At 64.7% G+C, this 20,097-nt stretch carries 22 protein-coding genes; 11 read left to right on the plus strand and 11 right to left on the minus strand.

What is annotated here, in order from left to right:
* Positions 1-239 precede the first annotated feature (239 nt).
* Entirely contained in the window at positions 240-455 is a 216-nt protein-coding gene (locus ACFSCT_RS18900; protein ID WP_379145383.1) for a hypothetical protein, read from the plus strand.
* A 34-nt stretch (positions 456-489) separates the two neighbouring features.
* Here ACFSCT_RS18900 and ACFSCT_RS18905 read toward each other — a convergent pair whose 3' ends face one another.
* Positions 490-681, minus strand: coding sequence for a hypothetical protein (locus ACFSCT_RS18905; protein WP_379145384.1), 192 nt, complete (start codon positions 679-681; stop codon positions 490-492).
* A 188-nt stretch (positions 682-869) separates the two neighbouring features.
* Between ACFSCT_RS18905 and ACFSCT_RS18910 the strand changes: the two genes are divergently transcribed.
* Complete coding sequence (locus tag ACFSCT_RS18910) at positions 870-1,199, plus strand: hypothetical protein (protein ID WP_379145387.1); 330 nt, start codon at positions 870-872, stop codon at positions 1,197-1,199.
* 179 nt (positions 1,200-1,378) lie between these two features.
* Here ACFSCT_RS18910 and ACFSCT_RS18915 read toward each other — a convergent pair whose 3' ends face one another.
* Complete coding sequence (locus ACFSCT_RS18915) at positions 1,379-2,149, minus strand: alpha/beta fold hydrolase (RefSeq protein ID WP_379145389.1); 771 nt, start codon at positions 2,147-2,149, stop codon at positions 1,379-1,381.
* A gap of 100 nt (positions 2,150-2,249) precedes the next feature.
* On the opposite strand from ACFSCT_RS18915, the gene ACFSCT_RS18920 reads away from it, so the two are divergent.
* On the plus strand, positions 2,250-2,630 hold the full coding sequence (locus ACFSCT_RS18920; RefSeq protein WP_379145391.1) for a hypothetical protein: 381 nt from the start codon (positions 2,250-2,252) through the stop codon (positions 2,628-2,630).
* A gap of 81 nt (positions 2,631-2,711) precedes the next feature.
* On the opposite strand, the gene glyA is transcribed toward ACFSCT_RS18920, so the two are convergent.
* Complete coding sequence (gene glyA, locus ACFSCT_RS18925; protein WP_379145393.1) at positions 2,712-4,001, minus strand: serine hydroxymethyltransferase; 1,290 nt, start codon at positions 3,999-4,001, stop codon at positions 2,712-2,714.
* A 118-nt stretch (positions 4,002-4,119) separates the two neighbouring features.
* Positions 4,120-5,289: a chloride channel protein gene (locus tag ACFSCT_RS18930; protein ID WP_379145395.1), complete on the minus strand. Its 1,170-nt coding sequence runs from the start codon at positions 5,287-5,289 to the stop codon at positions 4,120-4,122.
* Between the two features lie 118 nt (positions 5,290-5,407).
* On the opposite strand from ACFSCT_RS18930, the gene ACFSCT_RS18935 reads away from it, so the two are divergent.
* From ACFSCT_RS18935 to ACFSCT_RS18945, 3 genes are all read left to right on the plus strand, one after another.
* On the plus strand, positions 5,408-6,163 hold the full coding sequence (locus tag ACFSCT_RS18935; RefSeq protein WP_379145397.1) for an NAD kinase: 756 nt from the start codon (positions 5,408-5,410) through the stop codon (positions 6,161-6,163).
* A gap of 118 nt (positions 6,164-6,281) precedes the next feature.
* On the plus strand, positions 6,282-7,877 hold the full coding sequence (locus ACFSCT_RS18940; protein ID WP_379145598.1) for a peptide chain release factor 3: 1,596 nt from the start codon (positions 6,282-6,284) through the stop codon (positions 7,875-7,877).
* Positions 7,878-7,983: 106 nt separating this feature from the next.
* Positions 7,984-8,814: a C40 family peptidase gene (locus tag ACFSCT_RS18945; RefSeq protein WP_379145400.1), complete on the plus strand. Its 831-nt coding sequence runs from the start codon at positions 7,984-7,986 to the stop codon at positions 8,812-8,814.
* A gap of 8 nt (positions 8,815-8,822) precedes the next feature.
* Here ACFSCT_RS18945 and ACFSCT_RS18950 read toward each other — a convergent pair whose 3' ends face one another.
* Positions 8,823-9,251, minus strand: coding sequence for an OsmC family protein (locus ACFSCT_RS18950; RefSeq protein ID WP_379145401.1), 429 nt, complete (start codon positions 9,249-9,251; stop codon positions 8,823-8,825).
* Positions 9,252-9,348: 97 nt separating this feature from the next.
* Here ACFSCT_RS18950 and ACFSCT_RS18955 point away from each other — a divergent pair, with 97 nt between their 5' ends.
* Complete coding sequence (locus tag ACFSCT_RS18955; protein ID WP_379145404.1) at positions 9,349-10,242, plus strand: DMT family transporter; 894 nt, start codon at positions 9,349-9,351, stop codon at positions 10,240-10,242.
* Here ACFSCT_RS18955 and ACFSCT_RS18960 read toward each other — a convergent pair.
* Both ACFSCT_RS18960 and ACFSCT_RS18965 read right to left on the minus strand, forming a co-directional pair.
* Complete coding sequence (locus tag ACFSCT_RS18960; protein ID WP_379145407.1) at positions 10,239-11,117, minus strand: transglutaminase-like domain-containing protein; 879 nt, start codon at positions 11,115-11,117, stop codon at positions 10,239-10,241. The genes ACFSCT_RS18955 and ACFSCT_RS18960 overlap by 4 nt on opposite strands.
* A 175-nt stretch (positions 11,118-11,292) precedes the next feature.
* Positions 11,293-12,453: a deoxyguanosinetriphosphate triphosphohydrolase gene (locus tag ACFSCT_RS18965; protein WP_379145408.1), complete on the minus strand. Its 1,161-nt coding sequence runs from the start codon at positions 12,451-12,453 to the stop codon at positions 11,293-11,295.
* 128 nt (positions 12,454-12,581) lie between these two features.
* Here ACFSCT_RS18965 and erpA point away from each other — a divergent pair, with 128 nt between their 5' ends.
* The 3 genes from erpA (at position 12,582) to xth (ending at position 15,037) form a co-directional block, all read left to right on the plus strand.
* Positions 12,582-12,908, plus strand: coding sequence for an iron-sulfur cluster insertion protein ErpA (gene erpA, locus ACFSCT_RS18970; protein WP_379145410.1), 327 nt, complete (start codon positions 12,582-12,584; stop codon positions 12,906-12,908).
* Positions 12,909-12,911: 3 nt separating this feature from the next.
* Positions 12,912-14,180 carry a hemolysin family protein gene (locus ACFSCT_RS18975; protein ID WP_379145412.1) on the plus strand — a complete coding sequence of 423 codons (1,269 nt, stop codon included), beginning with the start codon at positions 12,912-12,914 and terminating at the stop codon, positions 14,178-14,180.
* A gap of 71 nt (positions 14,181-14,251) precedes the next feature.
* The gene (xth, locus tag ACFSCT_RS18980; RefSeq protein WP_379145415.1) at positions 14,252-15,037 is read left to right on the plus strand and encodes an exodeoxyribonuclease III; all 786 of its coding nucleotides are present in this window, start codon (positions 14,252-14,254) and stop codon (positions 15,035-15,037) included.
* Here xth and ACFSCT_RS18985 read toward each other — a convergent pair.
* From ACFSCT_RS18985 to ACFSCT_RS18995, 3 genes are all read right to left on the minus strand, one after another.
* The gene (locus ACFSCT_RS18985) at positions 15,004-15,507 is read right to left on the minus strand and encodes an AAC(3)-I family aminoglycoside N-acetyltransferase (RefSeq protein WP_379145418.1); all 504 of its coding nucleotides are present in this window, start codon (positions 15,505-15,507) and stop codon (positions 15,004-15,006) included. The two genes, xth and ACFSCT_RS18985, sit on opposite strands and share 34 nt — an antisense overlap.
* A 12-nt stretch (positions 15,508-15,519) precedes the next feature.
* Entirely contained in the window at positions 15,520-15,861 is a 342-nt protein-coding gene (locus ACFSCT_RS18990; RefSeq protein WP_379145420.1) for a hypothetical protein, read from the minus strand.
* Positions 15,862-16,050: 189 nt separating this feature from the next.
* Positions 16,051-17,895: an extracellular solute-binding protein gene (locus ACFSCT_RS18995; RefSeq protein WP_379145422.1), complete on the minus strand. Its 1,845-nt coding sequence runs from the start codon at positions 17,893-17,895 to the stop codon at positions 16,051-16,053.
* A gap of 256 nt (positions 17,896-18,151) precedes the next feature.
* On the opposite strand from ACFSCT_RS18995, the gene ACFSCT_RS19000 reads away from it, so the two are divergent.
* Entirely contained in the window at positions 18,152-18,934 is a 783-nt protein-coding gene (locus ACFSCT_RS19000) for a 3-hydroxybutyrate dehydrogenase (RefSeq protein ID WP_379145424.1), read from the plus strand.
* Here the strand turns inward: ACFSCT_RS19000 and ACFSCT_RS19005 are convergent.
* Positions 18,903-19,829, minus strand: coding sequence for a LysR substrate-binding domain-containing protein (locus ACFSCT_RS19005; protein ID WP_379145427.1), 927 nt, complete (start codon positions 19,827-19,829; stop codon positions 18,903-18,905). The genes ACFSCT_RS19000 and ACFSCT_RS19005 overlap by 32 nt on opposite strands.
* Positions 19,830-20,097 lie beyond the last annotated feature (268 nt).

Consider the following 20,097-nt stretch of genomic DNA (forward strand, 5'->3'; position numbering starts at 1 on the left):
GGAACCACCGCGTCCCGCTCGACGGCGTTGGCGCCGGATGCTGCGGCAACTTCGATCAACGCGCGCCGCAAACGTCCATTGGGGGGCTGATGAAGATTTGCTGATCGTGGAGTTAATCAACCTCGCCCGGCGCGTGAGGGACAAGAGCGCCGATCGGCTGTGGCGGCGAGAGGGGCTGAAGCGGCGGCTAGCGGGGGTGCACCGCCATGTTGAGCCAATCTTTACCGCCGGTGCACCCGTTGAACACATCAGTTCGGTCGGTCTCGCGGGTCATGCAGGGTTCCGTCGGCCGGGTGGACGTATTCGCGCAATCATTGTTTCTGGAACGCGAGGGGCGGCACGGCGTCGTCGCGCTGGCCTTGATCGAACAGCAGAATGTGCGCCACGCCCATCGAAGCACTCCCCGCATGCCCCCGCATATTCGCGTGCAGAAGGCGTTCGAGACCAGACGCTAAGGATTATCCCAAATGCCGAGGGGCGGGAGTGCGGCTATTTTCGACGCTTTCGGGACGCGGGGCGCCACGGGAACCAGACCTGCATCCAGAACTCCATCGTCGCATCGCGCCATGCGTTCATCATCTCGTTTTGCTGCTGTTTGAAGGCTGCCGCCGCTTGGCCGCGCGCTGCTGCGGACACCTGCGCTGCGGCGGACATCCACATGCTCATCCAAGGGTTTTTCATGGAAACCTCCGCTGTTCCAGAAAGATGACGGGCGTCGTGAACAAAAAGCCCCGCCTGGTCATCATATGACCCTTCGCAAATCAACGTCCGGGACGGCCCTTTGTTCCGGTTGAATTGTGACCATTGACCTGAACTTGAACTCTTGCGCCGTTCACCGATCCTTAATCATTTCCGGCCATGGTGGGGCCATGCGTATCCTGACCGTCCTGCCGTTTTTGATGCTGCCGTTTTTGATTCTGGCCGCCTGCGCCTCGCCTGCACCCGAAATGTTCGGGGCGGCGCGCCACGACATCACGCTGGACGGTATCCGCTTTGCGGTGTTCCAGAAAGGCAATGAGGCCGAGGTGATCCGGCTGGGCTATCTGACGCGGGAACAGCGCGCCCGCGTGCCCGAATTGATGATGCAGGCGGCCGCCCGGACTACGGGATGCGCGGCGATACCCGGCAGCCTGATCACCCGGCTACCCGGCGACACCGGAGAGGCGCGGGTGTCTCTGGATTGTCGCGGGCCCGCATGACCGCGCTGCTGGCGCGGGCGGTCGCTGCGACACGTCCTGGTGGACGCTTTGCGGGCGTCGACGCGACTGCGCGCGTGCGAAAGCGGGTCGCGGCTGGGGTCGCGCTGATCGTTCTCGGTTTGGCGCTGCGGCGGAGCGGGCCCGAAACCGGGTCGGTGGGGCCGGAATCTCGGCTCTGGTTAGGCAAAAAACCCGGCAAGCTGATCCGCGACCTGTTCGGGCTGGTCGGCGTGCAGCCAGTGGCCGGCGCCGTCGATCCAGCGGATTTCGGCCTGCGGAAACCATCTGCGGATCGCCTCGATGCCGGCGCCCGCGCAATAATCCGATGTGACCCCGGCCAGAAACAGCGCGGGTCCGGTGAAGGCCGCAACGGGCAGCCCCTCGGGCCAGCCGACGATATTGTCCATCTGCGCCCGCAGCACCGGCAGGTTGAACTTCCAGCGCGGCGGATCGGATTTCAGGTCCAGGCTTTGCAGCAAAAAGGCCCTGACCCCCGGTTCGCCCATATGCTCGGCCAGACGGCGGTCCGCCTCTGATCGCAGCGTCAGGCCGGCCAGATCCACCGCCTGCATCGCGTCGATATAGAACATCTGGCTGTGGTCGTAACCGAAGGGCGCGATATCCAGCACCGCAAGGCGCCGGACCAGCTCGGGCCGGGTCAGGGCCAGCGTCATCGCCGCCTTGCCGCCCATGGAATGTCCCGCGACATCGGCCAGACCGCCATAAGCCTCGATCACCTGCGCCAGATCGGCGGCCATCGCGGAATAGCTGTGATCGGGGTCGTGGGGACTGTCGCCGTGATTGCGCATATCGACGCTGACGACCAGCCTGTCGGTGGCCAGACGCCGCGCCAGCCCGTTCAGGTTCCGCCCCGAGCCGAACAGCCCGTGCGCAAGGAGCACGGGCGGAAGATCGGTGGCGGTTCCGGTGGTGAATGCATTCAGCTTCATGCCGCAAACGTTAGGCCGTGACGCGCCGGGATGCCAGCATCCGATTGCACAATCCGCCCGTCTGTGGTTCCTGTTGGGGAAAATTGCAAAGGGGCTGGCGATGGCGGGTGATGTGCATGCGATGGCTGACGACGTGGCCGGGTTGATCGTCTCGCGGCTGGGCGGAGCGCGTCGGGGCGAGCCGGTCGACCTGCAAACCATGCTGCGCCGGCGCGGCGGCGCGCTGCCCGGCAAGCTGCGGCGCGAGGCGCTGGTTCTGGCTCAGGCCGACAAGCTGTCCGAATCGCCCCGTATAGCGCGCCAGCTGGATATGGAGCGGCTGGACAAGGCGCATGCGGCGCTGGTTTCCCACCTTCAGCCGCTGGGCGCGGCCAGCCGGTTCACCGGCGGCCTGACCAATGTGATCGCCTCGGTCATGTTCGGCCTGTTGATACTGGCGGCGGTGGTGATCTGGGTGATGGTGCGGCGCGGCCAGTTGTGACCGGGCCCGCCTGCGAAAAGCGGCCGGATCATCTCTGACCCGGCCGCCCCGACGCTGTTCGCGATCCCCCGCCGCTTGCTGTTACATGCCCATGTAAAGCGGGAATTTCTTGCAAAGCTCCTCGACTTCGGCGCGGACCTGCGCCTCGATCTCGCCATTGCCTTCCACGCCATTGGCGGCCAGCCCGTCCACGACCTGAACGATCCAGCGCGCGATCTGGCGGAATTCCTCTTCGCCAAAGCCGCGGGTGGTGCCGGCGGGGGTGCCCAGCCGGATGCCCGAGGTGACGAAGGGCTTTTCCGGGTCGAAGGGCACGCCGTTCTTGTTGCAGGTGATATGCGCCCGGCCCAGTGCCGCCTCGGTCATCTTGCCGTTCACGCCCTTCGGACGCAGATCGGCCAGCATCAGATGGTTGTCGGTGCCCCCCGACACGACGTCGATGCCGCCCTTCATCAGCTCATCCGCCATGGCGCGGGCATTGGCGACGACTTTCGCGGCGTAATCCTTGAAATCGGGGCGCAGCGCCTCGTTGAAGGCCACGGCCTTGGCCGCGATCACATGCATCAGCGGGCCGCCCTGAAGCCCCGGAAACACCGCCGAGTTGATCTTTTTCGCGATCTCCTCGTCATTGGTCAGGATCATGCCGCCGCGCGGGCCGCGCAGCGATTTATGGGTGGTCGTGGTCACGACATGGGCATGCGGAACCGGCGAAGGATGCTGGCCACCGGCGACCAGCCCGGCGATATGGGCCATGTCGACCATCAGATAGGCCCCGACCTCATCGGCGATCTTGCGGAACGCCTCCCAGTCCCAGACCCGGCTATAGGCGGTGCCGCCGGCAAGGATCAGCTTCGGCTTATGCTCAAGCGCGCTGGCGCGGATCGCCTCCATATCCAGCAGGTTATCCTGCTGGCGCACGCCATAGCTGACCACGTTGAACCATTTGCCCGACATGTTGACGGGTGAACCGTGGGTCAGGTGGCCGCCCGAGTTCAGATCCAGCCCCATGAAGGTATCGCCCGGCTTCAGCAGGGCCAGAAACACCGCCTGATTCATCTGGCTGCCCGAATTCGGCTGGACGTTGGCGAAACCGGCGCCGAACAGCTCCTTGGCGCGGTCGATGGCCAGATCCTCGACCACATCGACGAATTGGCAGCCGCCGTAGTAACGCTTGCCCGGATAGCCCTCGGCGTATTTGTTGGTCAGGACGGAACCCTGCGCCTCCAGCACCGCGCGGCTGACGATGTTTTCCGAGGCGATCAGCTCGATCTCATGGCGCTGACGGCCCAGTTCGTCGTTGATGGCCTTCGCGATGGCCGGGTCGCTTTCGGCAAGCGTTGCGGTGAAGAATTCGTTGGTCTGGTTGTTCATCGGCTGACTCCGGGTCGGCTGCTGCGGTCCGCGACTGTTTAGCCGAGGAGACGGCCGGCATAAACACAGAAACCGACATTGCGGATTATCAAAGCGGCGCTTGCCCCGGGGCGCGGCGCTAATGCAGGCGTTCGTCGGGAAGGATCTGCGCCACAAGCCAGCCGATCAGAACCCCGATGGTCATCGGGATCAGGGCAAGCGTGGTCGCCATGAAGGCGAGCACGAGCAGCACCACCAAGGGCTTGTTCATCCCGACGGTGCAACAGGCCGCGACCCCGGCGGCCGTCGCGACACCGATGTCGATCCCGGGGATTGCGACCGCCACCGCCGCCCCGGCGGCCGCGCCCGCCATGGCCAGCGGCATGATCGGTCCGCCCAGCCAATGGGCCGCCAGACACAGGCCCAGCACGATCGCCTTCATAAGCCCGACACCGGCCAGATAGCCGGCGTCGATCGTGCCGCCCTGCTCGGCCAGTTGCGCCAGTTCGTGCTGGCCGTTGAACCGCAGGAACGGAAACGCCGCCGCAAGTGCTGCAAACAGCGCCGTGCCCAGCAGCACCTGCACCCGGACATCGCCGGAAACCGCGCCCAGCAGGCGGTGAAAGCCCAGAAGGCCGCCGACATAGGCCGCACCGATCACCGCGCCCGCAAGCCCGGCCACAAGCGCCGGCAACAGATAGGGCAGATCGAAACGTGGCGCCGGGGGCAGCGGCAGTTGCAGGCCCGGCCCTTCTGGCAGAACCGCGCCGGCCAAAAGCAGCCCCGCCAGGCCGGCGACCGCGGCCAGAACCAGCAAAGGCCAGGGCGCGTCCGGGGCATCATTCGCAAAACCGGCCCCGCCCGGCGGCGATCCGTACAAGCCGCCAAGCGCGCCGGCGACGCCGATCTGACCGATCAGCCGCGCCTCGGCCACGTCGCGGGCGATCCGGGCCGAGATCAGCGCCGACAATTCGGTGACGACGGCAAGAATGCCTGCCTCGGGGCCGATCGCGCCGCCGAAACCGACGGAAACGATGCCCAGGCCCGCCAGAGTCGCCGCCTTGGACAGCGGTTGCGGCAACCCCTCGCGCCCGTCCTGCAACTGGCTGTCGAAATTCGCGCCGGGCAAGCGCCAGCGCATCATCGCGATCAGCACCCCGCCCGCCATGATCGTCACGGCGATCCGCAATGGTCCGGCCTCGCCCCGCCAGATCAACGCCTCCAACCCATGCATCAGCGTCAGCATCAGCGCGGCGACGGCGCCCGCCGCCAGTCCCAGAAGGATCGAGGTGATAATCGAACGATGCATGTGCAGCCCTTTTATCGCGCCGATCTTGCCCAGAGTTTGCTGAATTGCAATGCGCCGGGGGGCTTGCCAAGGCGCGCGGCAAGCGAAAGGCTGGCGGCGTATCGACGGAAAAGGGCCGATGGTTGACAGAATCCGATTCGTGGCCAGCGACACACCTGTCGCAACGGCCTCGCTCTCGCGGCTGACGGAACGCTACGGTCAGGCCCCGCAGGCGGAGGCGCAGGTGATCGTGGCGCTTGGCGGCGACGGGTTGATGCTGTCGACGCTACACCAGAACACCGGCCTGCCGGTCTATGGCATGAACCGGGGCACCATCGGTTTTCTGATGAATGATTACGCCGAGGATGATCTGCCGAACCGCATTGATATGGCCGAGCAGACGGTGACCAACCCGCTGGCGATGATCGCGGGCGCGGCGGACGGGCACGAGTATCGCGCGCTTGCGATCAACGAGGTCAGCCTTTTGCGCGCCGGCCCGCAAGCCGCCAAGCTGCGGATCAGCGTCAACGGCCGCGAACGGATGGAGGAGTTGGTCTGCGACGGTGCGCTTCTGTGCACGCCCGCCGGTTCGACGGCCTATAATTATTCCGCGCATGGCCCGATCCTGCCGATGGGGTCGGACGTGCTGGCGCTGACGGCCATCGCCGCGTTCAGGCCGCGCCGCTGGCATGGCGCGATCATCCCCAAATCGGCGACGGTGCGCTTTGACGTGCTTGAACCCGATAAACGCCCGGTCATGGCGGATGCGGATTCGCGTGGCGTCGATTCCGTCCACTGGGTCGAAATCCGTTCCGAACCGGCGATCCAGCATCGCATCCTGTTCGACCCCGGCCATGGGCTCGAGGAACGCCTGACCCGCGAACAATTCGTCTGACCCGCATTGGGTTCTCTTCCTTGCGAAAATATCCTCGGGGGGTCCGGGGGGCGAAGCGCCCCCGGCACTTCGGCCGGCAGACATTGCAGAATGCCCGGCGGCAGGCTACATGCCGGCCATGGAAAACCGCCCCGATCTCCCGCCCGAAATCGCCCGCCGCCGGACCTTCGCGATCATCTCGCATCCCGACGCCGGCAAGACCACGCTGACCGAAAAGTTCCTGCTTTTCGGCGGCGCGATCCAGATGGCCGGTCAGGTGCGCGCCAAGGGCGAGGCGCGGCGCACGCGCTCGGATTTCATGAAGATGGAACAGGACCGTGGCATTTCGGTTTCTGCATCCGCCATGTCCTTTGAATATGACGGGCATCGCTTCAATCTGGTCGACACGCCCGGGCACAGCGATTTTTCCGAGGATACCTATCGCACCCTGACGGCTGTCGATGCGGCAATCATGGTGATCGACGGCGCCAAGGGCGTCGAATCCCAGACCCGCAAGCTGTTTGAGGTCTGCCGGCTGCGCGACCTGCCGATCCTGACCTTCTGCAACAAGATGGACCGCGAAAGCCGCGACACGTTCGAGATCATCGACGAGATTCAGGAAAACCTCGCCATCGACGTGGCGCCGGCAAGCTGGCCCATCGGCATGGGCCGCGACTTCATCGGCGCCTATGACCTGCTGAACGACCGGCTGGAGATCATGGACCGCGCCGACCGCAACAAACTGGCGGAATCGGTCAAGATCAGCGGCCTTGATGATCCGAAACTGGCCGATCACATCCCCGCCGACCTGCTCGCCAAGCTGCGCGAAGAGGTCGAGATGGCGCGCGAGCTTCTGCCCGCCTTCGACCGCAAATCCTTCCTTGAGGGGCATATGACCCCGATCTGGTTCGGCAGCGCAATCAACAGCTTTGGCGTCAAGGAACTGATGAGCGGGATCAGCAATTACGGCCCGCAGCCGCAGCCGCAGATGACCGCCGAGCGTCAGATCGAGCCAGAGGAAAAATCCGTCACCGGCTTTGTCTTCAAGGTGCAGGCCAACATGGACCCGAAGCACCGCGACCGCGTGGCCTTCGTGCGCCTCGCCTCGGGGCATTTCGAGCGTGGCATGAAGCTGACCCATGTGCGGTCAAAGAAACCGATGGCGGTGACGAACCCGGTGCTGTTCCTTGCCGCCGACCGCGAGTTGGCGGATGAGGCGTGGGCCGGCGACATCATCGGCATCCCGAACCACGGCCAGTTGCGCATCGGCGATGCGCTGACCGAAGGCGAGGGGCTGCGCTTCACCGGCATCCCGTCCTTCGCGCCCGAGCTTTTGCAGACCGTGCGCTCGGGCGATCCGATGAAGGCCAAGCATCTGGAAAAGGCGCTGATGCAGTTCGCCGAGGAAGGCGCCGCGAAAGTGTTCAAGCCGATGATCGGCTCGGGCTTCATCGTCGGCGTGGTCGGTGCCCTGCAATTCGAGGTGCTGGCCAGCCGGATCGAGATCGAATACGGCATTCCGGTCCGGTTTGAGCCATCGCAGTTCACCAGCGCCCGCTGGGTCTCGGGTCCGCAGGACAAGCTGGACGCCTTTGCCAATGCCAACAAACAGCATATGGCGACCGACCATGACGGTGATCCGGTCTATCTGACCCGGCTGCAATGGGACATCGACCGTGTTGAGCGCGACCACCCCGAACTGAAGCTGACCGCGACGAAGGAAATGATGGTGTGATTTCGGGCGCCGCAAGGCACCGCAGGTTTCACATCATTCGCCTGGGTTTTTGACTCTGCCTTAAGGAACGCCATGTTAGTCATGGGTTCAGGTGCAGGGTCGGGATATGCCATCCATCAGGGAAGCCATCGGCAAGCGGTTCGCGAAATATCTTAACGGTGAGGTCGGCGAATATCTGATCTGGTGCGCCGCCAGCCCCGAGGCGCTGCGCCGCACGCTGCGGCCCGGCGACGTGCTGCTGGTCGACGGCAACCGCCGCATGTCGCGGGCGATCCGCTTTGCCACCCAGTCGATCTGGACCCATGCCGCCTATTTCGTCGGCGACGGCGATGGTGCGGATCTGATCGAGGCCGAGGTCGAAAAAGGCGTGATCGCGGTGGGGCTTGAACGATTTCTGGGGCTCAACACCCGAATCTGCCGCCCGGTCGGGCTGGATGACGAAGGGATTGCGGCGGTGTCCCGGCGCATGCGCTCGGCCATCGGCAAAAGCTATGACCTGAAAAACGTCTTTGATCTTGCGCGCTATCTGGTGCCGGTGGTGCCGGTGCCGGCCCGGTTCCGGCGCCAGCTTCTGGCGCTGGGGTCGGGCGATCCGACGCGGGCGATCTGTTCGTCGCTGATCGCCGAGGCGTTTCAGAACGTCGGCTATCCGGTCCTGCCGCATATCAGCTTTGATCCGGTCCGGGGCGCGGATGCCGAAGTGCTGTATATCCGGCACAAATCGCTGTATGTGCCGCGCGATTTCGACCTTTCGCCCTATTTCGCGATCGTCAAGCCGACGCTCGAGCAAGGGTTCGATTACCACAGCATCCGCATGGACACGTCGACCTGGCCCGAGGATGAGCCGCTGCCACGGGCGTGGACCGGGCGCGAAAAGGACGGCCCCGGCGGTCCCGATGATCCTGAGGATCCGGATGACGCCGGGGCCGCGGGTTAGGGGCCCGTTCAGGCCGCGTTGATGGTCGCATCCATCGTGACTTCGGCTTTCAGCAGCTTGCTGACCGGACAGCCGGCTTTTGCATCTTCGGTCGCCTTGCGGATCGCCGCCTCATCGCCCTTGCCCGAGACCGTGGTGGTCAGATGCGCCTTGGTGATGGCAAAGCCCTCGCCCTGCTTTTCAAGCGTCACCGCCGAGGTGGTTTCGATCTGCGCGTCGGTGACGCCCGCGTTTTCAAGGATCATCGACAGCGCCATGCTGAAACAGGCGGCATGCGCGGCGCCGATCAGCTCTTCGGGGTTGGTGCCGGGCTTGTCCTCGAACCGGGTGTTGTAGCCATAGGGCTGATCCTTCAGCGCGCCCGACTGGGTCGAAACCTCGCCCTTGCCGTCCTTCAAGCCGCCTTGCCACTGGGCCGAGCCTTTTCTGGTGAACATCTGGATCGCTCCTTTCGCGTTGATCATGGGACCAACGCCCGGTGGCTTGCAGTGGTTGCGCGCCGGGGTTAATTGTCCGCATCTGGCGCGAGGAACCATGCCCGTACACGAACTTGCCGCTTTGGGCGCTGCACTCTGCTGGGCGGTGACGGGCATTCTGGGGGCGGGGCCGGCGGCGGCGCTGGGGCCGCTTGGTTTTGGCCGTCTGCGGCATCTTCTGGTGACCGCCATGCTTCTGGTCGCGGTGCTGGTCGGCGGCGTCTGGCATGACGTGACCGCCGCGCAGATCCTGCCGCTGATCCTGTCGGGGCTGATCGGGATCTTCGTCGGCGACACGGTGCTGTATTTCTGCATGTTGCGCCTTGGCCCGCGCCGGACCGGGGCGCTGTTCGCGCTGAACGCGCCGATCGCCGCGCTGCTGGGCTGGACCATGCTGGACGAGACCCTGTCCGGGCAGGCGATCCTGGGCATCGTTCTTTGCGCGGCGGGCGTGATGCTGGCCGTGCTGGGCCGGCCCGGCCGTTCCGGCGGTCACCGGTTCGAGGCGGTGCGTGGCAATGTCTGGGCGGGGATCGCGCTGGGGCTTCTGGCGGCCCTTGGTCAGGCCGTGGGCAGCCTGATCGCCCGCCCGGTGATGGAGACCGGCATCGACCCGGTCGCGGCCTCGCTGATCCGGGTCGGAACCGCGGCGGCGAGCCTGACCATCCTGATGGCATTGCCGGTCGCGGGGCTGAAACAGACCGGCCGGATCACGCCCCGCATCCTTGGCCAGACCGCGCTCAGCGGGTTTCTGGCCATGGGCCTTGGCATGACGCTTTTGCTGTTCGCCCTGTCGGGGGGCAAGGTCGGCATCGTCTCGACCCTGTCGGCGCTGTCCCCGGTCTTCATCCTGCCGGTTCTTTGGGCGATCACCGGCGCGCGCCCCTCGGTGACCTCGTGGGTCGGGGCGATCATCGCCGTCGCCGGCATGGCGCTGGTCTTTCTGCGCTAGGCGGCGACGCCCGGAACGTGGTCGGGGTGACCGGGCGGCATGGCGATGCCGCCGGCGGCCGGGTCGGGCGTGGTGATCTCATCCGTCCAGACCTCGAAATCCTTCAGCACATGGGGGCCAAAAGTGTTCAGCATCGGCACGTCGGCCGCGTCGCGCCCATAGGCCAGCACGATGCGGCCGACCCGATGGGCGTTGTTGCGCGGATCGAAGGTCCACCAGCGCCCCGACAGCCAGACCTCGATCCAGGCCGAGAAATCCATCGGATCATCGGCCGCCGGAACGCCGATATCGCCCAGATGACCGTTCACATAACGCGCCGGGATGTTCAGGCAGCGCAGAAAGGCGATGGCAAGATGCGCGAAATCGCGGCAAACCGCATCGCCCGAACGATAGGCGTCATATGCCGTGCGGGTCGCGTCGGCCTTTTGGTAATCAAAGGTCAGATGGCCCGCGACCCAGTCGAGAACCGCCTGCACCCGGCCCCAGCCGGGCGGAATGGCGCCGAAAAGCTTCCACGCCGGTTCGGCAAGCCGGTCGGTGTCGCAATAGCGCGACCCGAGCGTATAGACCAGCACATGGTCGGGCAGTTGGTCCAACGGCATCTCCTCGGCCGCGGGCCAGACCGGGTCGGGCAGGCCGCTGACCCCCATGACCGCATCGGCGGTGATCACCGTCTCGCCCGCGGCGGGGGTAAAGCGGCGGCAGAGATTGCCGAATTCGTCCAGATAGCTGTCGACCGGCACCGCCGGCGATACCGAGAATACCTCGGGACCGCGCGCGTTCAGCATGACCTCGGGGCGCGGCGACATCTTGATCACCGTCATCGCCGGGGTCTCGGTCTGGATGGAAATACGGTATCCGTAGCGGATAAGCATGAAGGGGAAATCCGATCTCGCAGGTTAATGGGATATAACCTTCGGACGACCGGTTCGGTTCATCGACGGGGGGGGAATAGTCCGAAAGCACGGCGGATCCGGGGCCGGGCCGGTCCGCTTGCGCGCATCTGCCCGACAATCGGGCAGCACGCAAAAGGTTCAGCCCGCGCCGGTCTCAGCCCAGCAGGCGCTGCGCCTCGGAGATGGCGAAGCGATCGGTCATGCCGGCGACGTAATCCAGAACGGTGCGTGCCAGCAGGGTGTCATCGGTCGCGGCGGTGATCTCGGCGGTCCAGTTCTGGGGCAGAAGATCGGGGTGCGACATGTACAGCGGAAACAGGGCGTTCAGGACCTCGGTCACCTTCTGCCGCTCGATGACGACCGCGGGGGCGCGGTACATGCGGGTGAACAGGAAGGATTTGATCGCCTTGATGTTCTGGTAAAGCGGCTTGGAAAACCGGATGATCGGGCCGTCCATGGCGCGGATCTCGTCAACCGACTGCGGCTGAAGCGAGGCGAGCCGGTTCTGCGCCACCGCGATCACATCCTCGACCATGACCCCGAAGACCCGGCGCAGCGCCTCGTGCCGGCGGCGCATCGAGTCAAGGCCCGGGTGCAGCCGGTCGGTTTCCCGAAACGCCTCGCCGATCACCGGCAGGTGCAGCAATTCGGTTTCGGTGAACAGCCCGGCGCGCAGCCCGTCGTGCAGGTCATGGTGGTTATAGGCGACATCATCGGCCACGGCGGCGACCTGCGCCTCGGCGCTGGCGTTGGTGTGCAGCTCCAGATCCCACATCGCGTTCACCTCGGCCAGCGCATAGGGCAGGGGGGGATCGACCGGGCCGTTATGCTTGGCGATACCCTCGAGGCTTTCCCAGGTCAGGTTCAGCCCGTCGAACCCGGCATAGTGCCGTTCAAGCCGGGTCACGATGCGCAGCGCCTGCGCGTTGTGATCAAACCCGCCGTAGGGCTGCATCAGCAGGGCCAGCGCATCCTCGCCCGTATGGCCAAAGGGCGGGTGCCCAAGGTCATGGGCCAGCGCGATGGTCTCGGCCAGATCGGCGTTCAGCCCAAGCGCGCCGGCGATGGTCCGGGCGACCTGCGCGACCTCGATCGTATGGGTCAGGCGGGTGCGGAAATAGTCGCCGCGATAGGCCTCGCCGTCCAGTTCGACAAACACCTGCGTCTTGTGCTTGAGCCGCCGGAAGGCGCTGGAGTGGATGATGCGGTCGCGGTCGCGTTGCCACGGGCTGCGGAAGGTCGAGAGGTTTTCGGGATACAGACGGCCCCGGCTGTCCTCGGGCCGGCTGGCAAAGGAAAGCTGGTCGGCGGTCATCGAAAAATCCTTGTGATGCGGGCGTCGTGATGCGGGTGTCGTGATGCGGGCGTCGTGATATGGGTGTCTTGCGAGGGTTCCGGCAGCAACCTATATTGCCACTACGCCGAAAGACACGGGAACGACCCATGAACTTGCCGCCAAAAGTGACCGATCGCGCCTTTGAACGGCTGGCCGAGATCAATTCCGGTGCCGCGCGCCAGCAACCGCTGCGGGTGGCCGTGGCCGGGGGCGGCTGCTCGGGGTTTCAGTATGACATCCGCATGGATGATCAGGCCGATGACGATCTGGTGCTGGAACATGACGGCCAGAAGGTGCTGGTCGATCCGGTTTCGCTGCCGTTTCTGGCCGGCGCGGTGATCGACTATTCGGATGAGCTTATCGGGGCGCGGTTCACCATCGAGAACCCGAATGCGACCTCGTCCTGCGGTTGCGGCACATCGTTTTCCATCTGATCCATGTGGCTTGAGATTGCCGTCATCGCGGTTTTGACGGTCGTGAACGGCGCGCTTTCGATGTCCGAGCTTGCGGTGGTGTCATCGCGGCCGGTGCGGTTGCGCGCCATGGCGGCGCAGGGCAGCAAGGGCGCGGTGACGGCCCTGAAACTGCTGGAATCGCCGGGGAAATTCCTGTCGGCGGTGCAGATCGGAATCACCCTTGTCGGGATCGTCAATGGCGCGGTTTCGGGCGCCACGCTGGGCCAGCGCGCCGGTCTGGGCCTGACCGGAATGGGCACGCCGGCCGCGGTCGCGATGCCGCTTGGCGTGGGGCTGGTGGTCGTCGCGATCACCTGGGTTTCGCTGGTGGTGGGCGAGTTGGTGCCAAAGCAGATCGCCATGTCCGACCCCGAGGGCGTGGCCGCCCGCGTATCCCCGGCCATGCAGATGATCGCCCGCGCCATGACGCCGTTCGTCTGGGTGCTGGACGGCTCGGCCCGGCTGGCGCTTTGGGCCTTGGGGCTGGGCCAGGATAGCGAGAAGAAGATCACCGATGAAGAGGTCCGCCTGACCATTGCCGAGGCGACGCAGGCCGGTGTCCTGTTGCCGGATGAACGGGCGATGATTGCGGGCGTGATGCGCGTGGCCGACCGCAACGCCAGTGCCATGATGACCCCGCGGCGAGAGCTTGAGATCGTCGAACTGACCGACCCGCCCGAGGCGCAGATGCAGCAGATCCGCGCCTCGCGCAACTGGCGGATGCCGGTGACGGATGGCGACCCGGACAACGTCGTCGGTGTGATCACCGTCCGCGATCTGCTGACCGCCGGTGGCGAGACGCCCGATCTGCGCCGATTGGTGCAGGATGTGCCGATGGTGCTTGAAACCGCCGATGCCATGTCGGTCATGGAAAAGCTGCGTGCGACGCCGGCGCGCATGGTGCTGGTCTATGACGAATACGGGCTGTTTCAGGGCGCGATCACGGCGATGGATTTTCTGTATGCCATCGCCGGGGATTTTCTGGACGAGGATGACGAGGGCCCCGATGTCATCCGGCGCGAGGACGGAAGCTGGCTGGTGAACGGCGGCGAAAACGCCGATGAATTTTCGGTCGAGACCGGCATGGCGCTGCCCGAGGGCGAATTCAACACCGTCGCCGGCATGATCCTTCAGATCCTTGGCCGGATTCCGTCGACGGGCGAGGTGATACGCCACGGCGACTGGCGGATCGAGATCGCCGACATGGACGGGCTGCGGATCGACAAGGTGATCGTCAGCCGCGTGTCCTGAAGGGGCGGGTGCCGCGGCGCGCAGGGCGGCTTGTCCTTGCCCGCGCCCGGCAACCCGCCTAGAAACAAGCCATGAAGATCGCCACGTTCAACATCAACGGTATCCGCGCCCGGCTTCCCGCCCTGACCGACTGGCTGGCCGAGGCCGCGCCGGATCTGGTGGTCCTTCAGGAAATCAAGACGGTGGACGAGGGGTTCCCGGTCGAGCATTTCAGCGATCTTGGCTGGAACGTGGTCACCCATGGCCAGAAAAGTTTCAACGGCGTCGCCATCCTGTCGCGCCTGCCGCTTGAGGATGTGACGCGGGGACTGCCGGGCGACGAGACCGACGAACAGGCCCGCTATATCGAAGCCACGGTGGTCGGGCAGGTCGCGGTGCGCGTCGCCGGTCTGTACCTGCCGAACGGCAACCCCGCGCCCGGCCCGAAATACGACTATAAGCTCGCCTGGATGGAGCGGTTGCGGCAGCACGCGCTGACGCTTTTGGCGACGGAAATGCCGGTGGTGCTGACCGGCGATTTCAACGTCATCCCCGAGCCGCGCGACGCCGCCCACCCCGAGCAATGGGTCAATGACGCGCTGTTCCTGCCCGAAAGCCGCGCGGCGCTGCGCCGGATCGAGTTTCAGGGCTGGACCGACGCGATCCGCATCCGCGACCCTTATGCAAAACGCGGACCGTTCACCTTCTGGGACTTTCAGGCCGGCGCCTGGCCGCGCGACAACGGTATCCGCATCGACCATATGCTGCTGTCGCCACAGGCGGCCGACAGGCTGCGCGATGCCGGCGTCGACCGCGAGGTCCGGGGTCGCGAAAAGCCCAGCGATCACGTCCCGGTATGGGTCGAGCTGGACGCCTGAAGCGGGTCGTCTGGCGAGTCGTCGGGCGCGATGTCGAAATGGCAGACATCCTCGCGGATGCCGAGCCTTTCATAAAGTGCCACCGCCGCCGCGTCCGGCGGATCGGCCTGCACATACATCACCCACGCGCCCCGCGCCCGTGCGATCGGCCTTAGCGCGTCGATCAGCGCCGTGGCGATACCGCGCCGGCGATGGGTGGCGGCGACGGCGAGATCATAGATATAGATCTCGCGCCGCCGTTGTTCGAGCTTCGGCAGGTCATAGGCGACCAGACCGCCAACGACCCGGCCGGCATCGACCGCCGCCAGCACGATCACCTGATCGCCGGCCAGCAGGTCGCCCAGCCAGACGTCATCGGGCGGTGACTCAAGGTAAGTCTGCGGATCCCCGAAGGCCTCGGCAAACATCGCATTCACGGCCCGCATCTGCGCGATGTCGGCGGGGCCGAGTTTGCGGATGCTCTGGCTCATACCGGGCCGGGGTTACTCGTCGTCGTCGTCGGGATATTCGTCGTCGTCACCAAAGCGGGAATCGTCGTCCATTTCTTCCTCGCCCTCGGGCACGAATTTCGAGGACAGCGCGATGGAATGGTTGTCGTGACCCGGGTCCATGACCACGTCCGACGGAATTTCGCCCACCAGCCAGTCGCGGATCTCCTCGCGGGCTTCTTCGGGGTCCATTTCGCTGATCTCGGCGATATAGGCGATGAAGGCGCGCTGGTCGCCGTCGATCTCGTCCAGTTCGGCGTCATCCGCCTCGGGCCATTTTTCCTGGATCGCCTCGTAAAAGGCGGTCCAGTTCGCTTTGACGTGGCTCCATTTCATCGCCGGTCCCCTAGTATGATGACGCCGTTCCCGCCGTCCAGTTCGATGCGGCCGTTATGTCCTGGCCGACACCTGCGACCGTATTGCAACCGCCAAGGGCCAGAAGGCCCAAAAGTGCCATCAAAATTGCCGGTTTCATGTCCGGGCTCCTTTTTTTGTCACTGCTCTTGTTTTGCTTTTACTGCTCGTTCAGTCGGCTTCTGACCACCAGAGGTCGGGCATGAACCCGGGCCAGTCGCCATAGGCCGGAATGGTTTCAGGATACTTCAATGATGCGGAATGGGCTAGACGCCCCACCGGGCTGTAAGACACCGGGATCACATACCGGCCCGCCATCAGAATCCGGTCCAGCGCGCGCACCGCCGCGGTGAAATTCTCGGGGGAATCCGCGTTCAGCATGGTGTCGATCATGGCTTCGGCGGGGGGCGAATCCATGCCCATCCAGTTGCGGCTGCCGGGCTGGGTCACGCCATCGTGTCCCCAGTAAAGCATCAGCTCATTTCCCGGAGACAGCGAAAGCGCGCGCTCATACCACGTCATGTCAAAGCGATATTCGTTGGTCCGCGCCACATATTGCGCTGAATCAAGCGGCGTGATCACCGCCTGAACCCCCAGCTTGGCCAGCGAGGTCAGGAAAATGTCGGCGATCTGCTGCTGCTCGGCCCGGCTGCGCATGGCACTGCCCGACTGGTTCAGGATGATTTCAAAGCGAAACGGCACGCCCTCGGCGTTCTGCATGACGCCGTTCTTGACCGTCCAGCCGGCATCCTCCATCAGCTTCATCGCCCGGCGCAGGCTGGGGCGGTCCAGCTCGGTGCCGGCGCTGACCGGCAGCGCATAACCCTCGATCGTGCCGGGCAGAAGCTCGGCGGAATAGGGTTTCAGCAGATCCAGCACCTTGCCCTCGGCCGGCCCCGGCCGCATGGCCAGCGCCGAGTTCGCGAAGTAACTGGTGATCCGCGGCTCGATCCCGCCGGTCAGAACCTTGTTGATGAACTCGAAATTGAACGATTCGATCATCGCCTGCCGCACCCGCCAGTCCTTAAACAGCGGGTTGCGGGTGTTCATGACCAGACCGATGATGCCCGAAGGGCGCTGGTTTCCAATCTCGGACTTGACGATGCTGCCGTCGCGCACGGCGGGGAAGTCATAGGCGTTGGTCCATTTGATCGCGTTCAGCTCGCGCCACATGTTGGTTTCGCCGGCCCGGAACGCCTCGAACATCGCGTTTCCATCGGCAAAGAATTCATAGCGGATCTGGTCCAGATTATAGCGGCCGCGATTGATCGCCAGCGCGTTGCCCCAGTAATCGGGATTGCGGCGATAGGTGATGAAGCGGCCCGGCTCGAACGTGTCGATGACATAGGCGCCCGAGCCGATCGGGACCTCAAGGCTGGAGCGGGTGAAATCCTTGCCTTCCCACTGGGCCTTCTTCAGAACCGGCCGCATCCCCATCAGCAGCGCGAGTTCCCGGTCGGGTTCCTTGAAGCTGATGCGCAGGCTGCGCGGGCCGGTCTGTTCGATCTTCTGGACCTTGCTCCACGCGGTAAGATAGCGCGGATGCCCCTTGGTCCCCAAAGTCTCATAGGACCAGATCACATCCTCGACGGTGACCGGGCTGCCGTCGGAAAAACGCGCCTCGGGGCGCAGGGTGAATTCGACCCATGTCCGGGCCGGATCGGTGTCGACGCTTTCCGCCAGCAGTCCGTAAAGCGTGAAGGGTTCGTCCAGCGATCGGTACATCAGCGTTTCGGGAACGTGGACGCCGACCGACCAGGGCGCGTTGCCGCGCAGGATCCACGGGTTGAGCGAATCGAATCCGCCCGACTCGGCCATGCGAATCGTGCCGCCTTTCGGGGCGTCCGGATTGACATATGGCAGTTCCGTGAACCCGTCTTTCAGCGCAGGTTCGCCATACATTGCAATGCCATGGGCCGGTTCGGCAGGGCTTGCCAGCGGCATTGCGGCAACACCCAGCGCAAGCGCAAATCCGGCCGCAATCGCGGATTCGTTACGTATTTTGAAGATTCGCATCGCCCGTTCAGCCCCGATCCACGATTTTCTTGTTCTTTTCAAACGCTAGACTAATCCGCCAGCCGCACCGGCGCAAACTTTGGGCTTGGAGCCATCGGCGGAAAAGCGTATACCAGACTCACTGCTCGATAGGTTTCTTGCCTGTATGAAACCTGCCTCATGACTTGCGCCCGCCTTGTGCGGGCGCTTTTTTTTGTCCATGCCTGTGTGCGTGGCAGTCGCGCGTTCACTGCCGTTGCATCAAGGAAAATCGGATATGTTCGAAGGTTTGCTGAAGGGCCGTCTGGCCGTCGTCACCGGGTCGAATTCGGGAATCGGGCTGGGCATCGCCCGCGAGCTTGCGCGCGCCGGGTCGGATCTGGTCCTGAACAGTTTTACCGACCGTGACGAAGACCACGCCCTTGCACGCGACATGGCCAAGGAATTCGGCGTCGAGGTACGCTATATCAAGGCCGATCTGTCCAAAGCCGAAGAAGCCCGGGGGCTGGTCGAAAAGGCCGGGCGCTGCGATATTCTGGTCAATAACGCGGGCATTCAGCATGTCGCACCGATCCCCGAGTTTCCGACCGAGAAATGGGACGCGATCATCGCGATCAACCTGACCTCGGCTTTTCATACCACCGCGATCGCGCTGCCCATGATGCGCAAGGCCGGCTGGGGGCGGATCGTCAACATCGCCTCGGCCCACGGCTTGACCGCCAGCCCGTTCAAATCGGCCTATGTCGCCGCCAAGCACGGGCTTGTCGGGTTCACCAAGGTGACCGCGCTGGAGACGGCGACCGAGGAAATCACCTGCAACGCGATCTGCCCGGGCTATGTGCTGACCCCGCTGGTCGAGGCCCAGATCCCCGACCAGATGAAGACCCACAACATGGGCCGCGAGGAGGTCATCGAAAAGGTCATGCTGGATCGCCAGCCCTCGAAGAAATTCGCCACGGTCGAGGAAATGGGCGGCACGGCGGTGTTTCTGTGCAGCGATGCGGCGGCGCAGATCACCGGCACGACGATCAGCGTGGACGGGGGCTGGACGGCGCTATAGGCGTCGGTGCCATCATGTCCTCGGCCGCGATCTCGCTGTTCAAAAAGGCGCGAAACGCCCGGATGGCGGGGTGATTGCGGCGCGGGGTCGGATAGACCAGCCAGTAAGACTTGCCGTCCCGCGACAGGTGCGGAAAGGGCTGGATCAGGCTGCCGGTCGCCAGCTCATAGCGGAAAAACCGCGGTGTCAGCAGGGCGATGCCGGCGCCCGCGATCGCGGCACGGGCCTCGTGCACCTGCGTGCCAAGGCGCAGACCCGGCCGCGCCTCGCATGAGGGGTGGTCAATGCCCATATCGCGCAGCCAGATCGCCCAGCCCGGATCGCTTGGATCGACCCACCGCATCGGCACCAGATCGGCCGGCGTGGTGATCGCGCCGGCGGCCTCGGCCAGTGACGGCGACAGCATCGGGGTGAATTCGATGTCGAACAGCTTATGCGCGGTCAGCCCCGGCCATTTGCCCAGACCGTGCCGCACCGCCACGTCAAAATCCTCGCGTTTGAAATCGACCAGCCGATCCTGCGAATCCAGCCGCACCGCCAGATGCGGATGCGCCATCTGGAACCGCCCCAGACGCTGGGAAAGCCAGTTTCCGGCGAAGGTCGGCAGGGTCGAGATCGAGAACGTGCCGGTATCATCGGCGGGGCTGGTGAATGTGTCGCGCAAAAGCTCGAATGCCTCGGAGGTCGGCGCGGCAAGGCGCTGGCCAAGCGCAGTCAGTTCGATCCCCTTCGGCCGGCGCAGGAACAGCGCCCCGCCCAGCTTTTCCTCAAGCACGCGGATCTGATAGCTGACCCCGGCCTGGGTCATGCCCAGTTCCTCGGCGGCGCGGGTAAAGGACAGGTGACGTGCCGTCGCCTCGAAGGCGCGGATCGCGGGCAGGGGCGGGATCGTCATAAACACACCTTATGTCGGGATGCCGAGGCTTTGTTGGAAATCCAGCAATAAAGCTATCATCTTGAGCCTACCGATCAACAAGGCTTTTGGATGGTAGGAGGAAAAGATGACCGACATTTGCCATGAAACCGCCCAAAAGACCCGCCGGCACGGCAGCGTCTATGACTTCGTGACCGCGTGGGTGGCGGATCTTGCATGCTCTCACGCTTTTCGGCACCCGATTGCACCAAGATTCCGCACCCGGTCGCGTTATCCTTCGGCACCTGAT

Origin of the sequence: Paracoccus pacificus (assembly GCF_042680785.1) — a bacterium.
GTDB lineage: Bacteria > Pseudomonadota > Alphaproteobacteria > Rhodobacterales > Rhodobacteraceae > Paracoccus > Paracoccus pacificus.

Coding starts and splice junctions, on each gene's coding strand:
- erpA (WP_379145410.1), top strand. CDS start 12,582: ATGAACTTGCCGCCAAAAGTGACCGATCGCGCCTTTGAACGGCTGGCC.
- ACFSCT_RS18985 (WP_379145418.1), bottom strand. CDS start 15,507: ATGAGCCAGAGCATCCGCAAACTCGGCCCCGCCGACATCGCGCAGATG.
- ACFSCT_RS18915 (WP_379145389.1), bottom strand. CDS start 2,149: ATGAAGCTGAATGCATTCACCACCGGAACCGCCACCGATCTTCCGCCC.
- ACFSCT_RS18995 (WP_379145422.1), bottom strand. CDS start 17,895: ATGCGAATCTTCAAAATACGTAACGAATCCGCGATTGCGGCCGGATTT.
- glyA (WP_379145393.1), bottom strand. CDS start 4,001: ATGAACAACCAGACCAACGAATTCTTCACCGCAACGCTTGCCGAAAGC.
- ACFSCT_RS18945 (WP_379145400.1), top strand. CDS start 7,984: ATGCCATCCATCAGGGAAGCCATCGGCAAGCGGTTCGCGAAATATCTT.
- ACFSCT_RS19005 (WP_379145427.1), bottom strand. CDS start 19,829: ATGACGATCCCGCCCCTGCCCGCGATCCGCGCCTTCGAGGCGACGGCA.
- ACFSCT_RS18935 (WP_379145397.1), top strand. CDS start 5,408: ATGGTTGACAGAATCCGATTCGTGGCCAGCGACACACCTGTCGCAACG.
- ACFSCT_RS18965 (WP_379145408.1), bottom strand. CDS start 12,453: ATGACCGCCGACCAGCTTTCCTTTGCCAGCCGGCCCGAGGACAGCCGG.
- ACFSCT_RS18990 (WP_379145420.1), bottom strand. CDS start 15,861: ATGAAATGGAGCCACGTCAAAGCGAACTGGACCGCCTTTTACGAGGCG.
- ACFSCT_RS18975 (WP_379145412.1), top strand. CDS start 12,912: ATGTGGCTTGAGATTGCCGTCATCGCGGTTTTGACGGTCGTGAACGGC.
- ACFSCT_RS18905 (WP_379145384.1), bottom strand. CDS start 681: ATGAAAAACCCTTGGATGAGCATGTGGATGTCCGCCGCAGCGCAGGTG.
- ACFSCT_RS18950 (WP_379145401.1), bottom strand. CDS start 9,251: ATGTTCACCAGAAAAGGCTCGGCCCAGTGGCAAGGCGGCTTGAAGGAC.
- ACFSCT_RS18955 (WP_379145404.1), top strand. CDS start 9,349: ATGCCCGTACACGAACTTGCCGCTTTGGGCGCTGCACTCTGCTGGGCG.
- ACFSCT_RS18910 (WP_379145387.1), top strand. CDS start 870: ATGCGTATCCTGACCGTCCTGCCGTTTTTGATGCTGCCGTTTTTGATT.
- ACFSCT_RS18920 (WP_379145391.1), top strand. CDS start 2,250: ATGGCGGGTGATGTGCATGCGATGGCTGACGACGTGGCCGGGTTGATC.
- ACFSCT_RS18960 (WP_379145407.1), bottom strand. CDS start 11,117: ATGCTTATCCGCTACGGATACCGTATTTCCATCCAGACCGAGACCCCG.
- ACFSCT_RS19000 (WP_379145424.1), top strand. CDS start 18,152: ATGTTCGAAGGTTTGCTGAAGGGCCGTCTGGCCGTCGTCACCGGGTCG.
- ACFSCT_RS18940 (WP_379145598.1), top strand. CDS start 6,282: ATGGAAAACCGCCCCGATCTCCCGCCCGAAATCGCCCGCCGCCGGACC.
- xth (WP_379145415.1), top strand. CDS start 14,252: ATGAAGATCGCCACGTTCAACATCAACGGTATCCGCGCCCGGCTTCCC.
- ACFSCT_RS18930 (WP_379145395.1), bottom strand. CDS start 5,289: ATGCATCGTTCGATTATCACCTCGATCCTTCTGGGACTGGCGGCGGGC.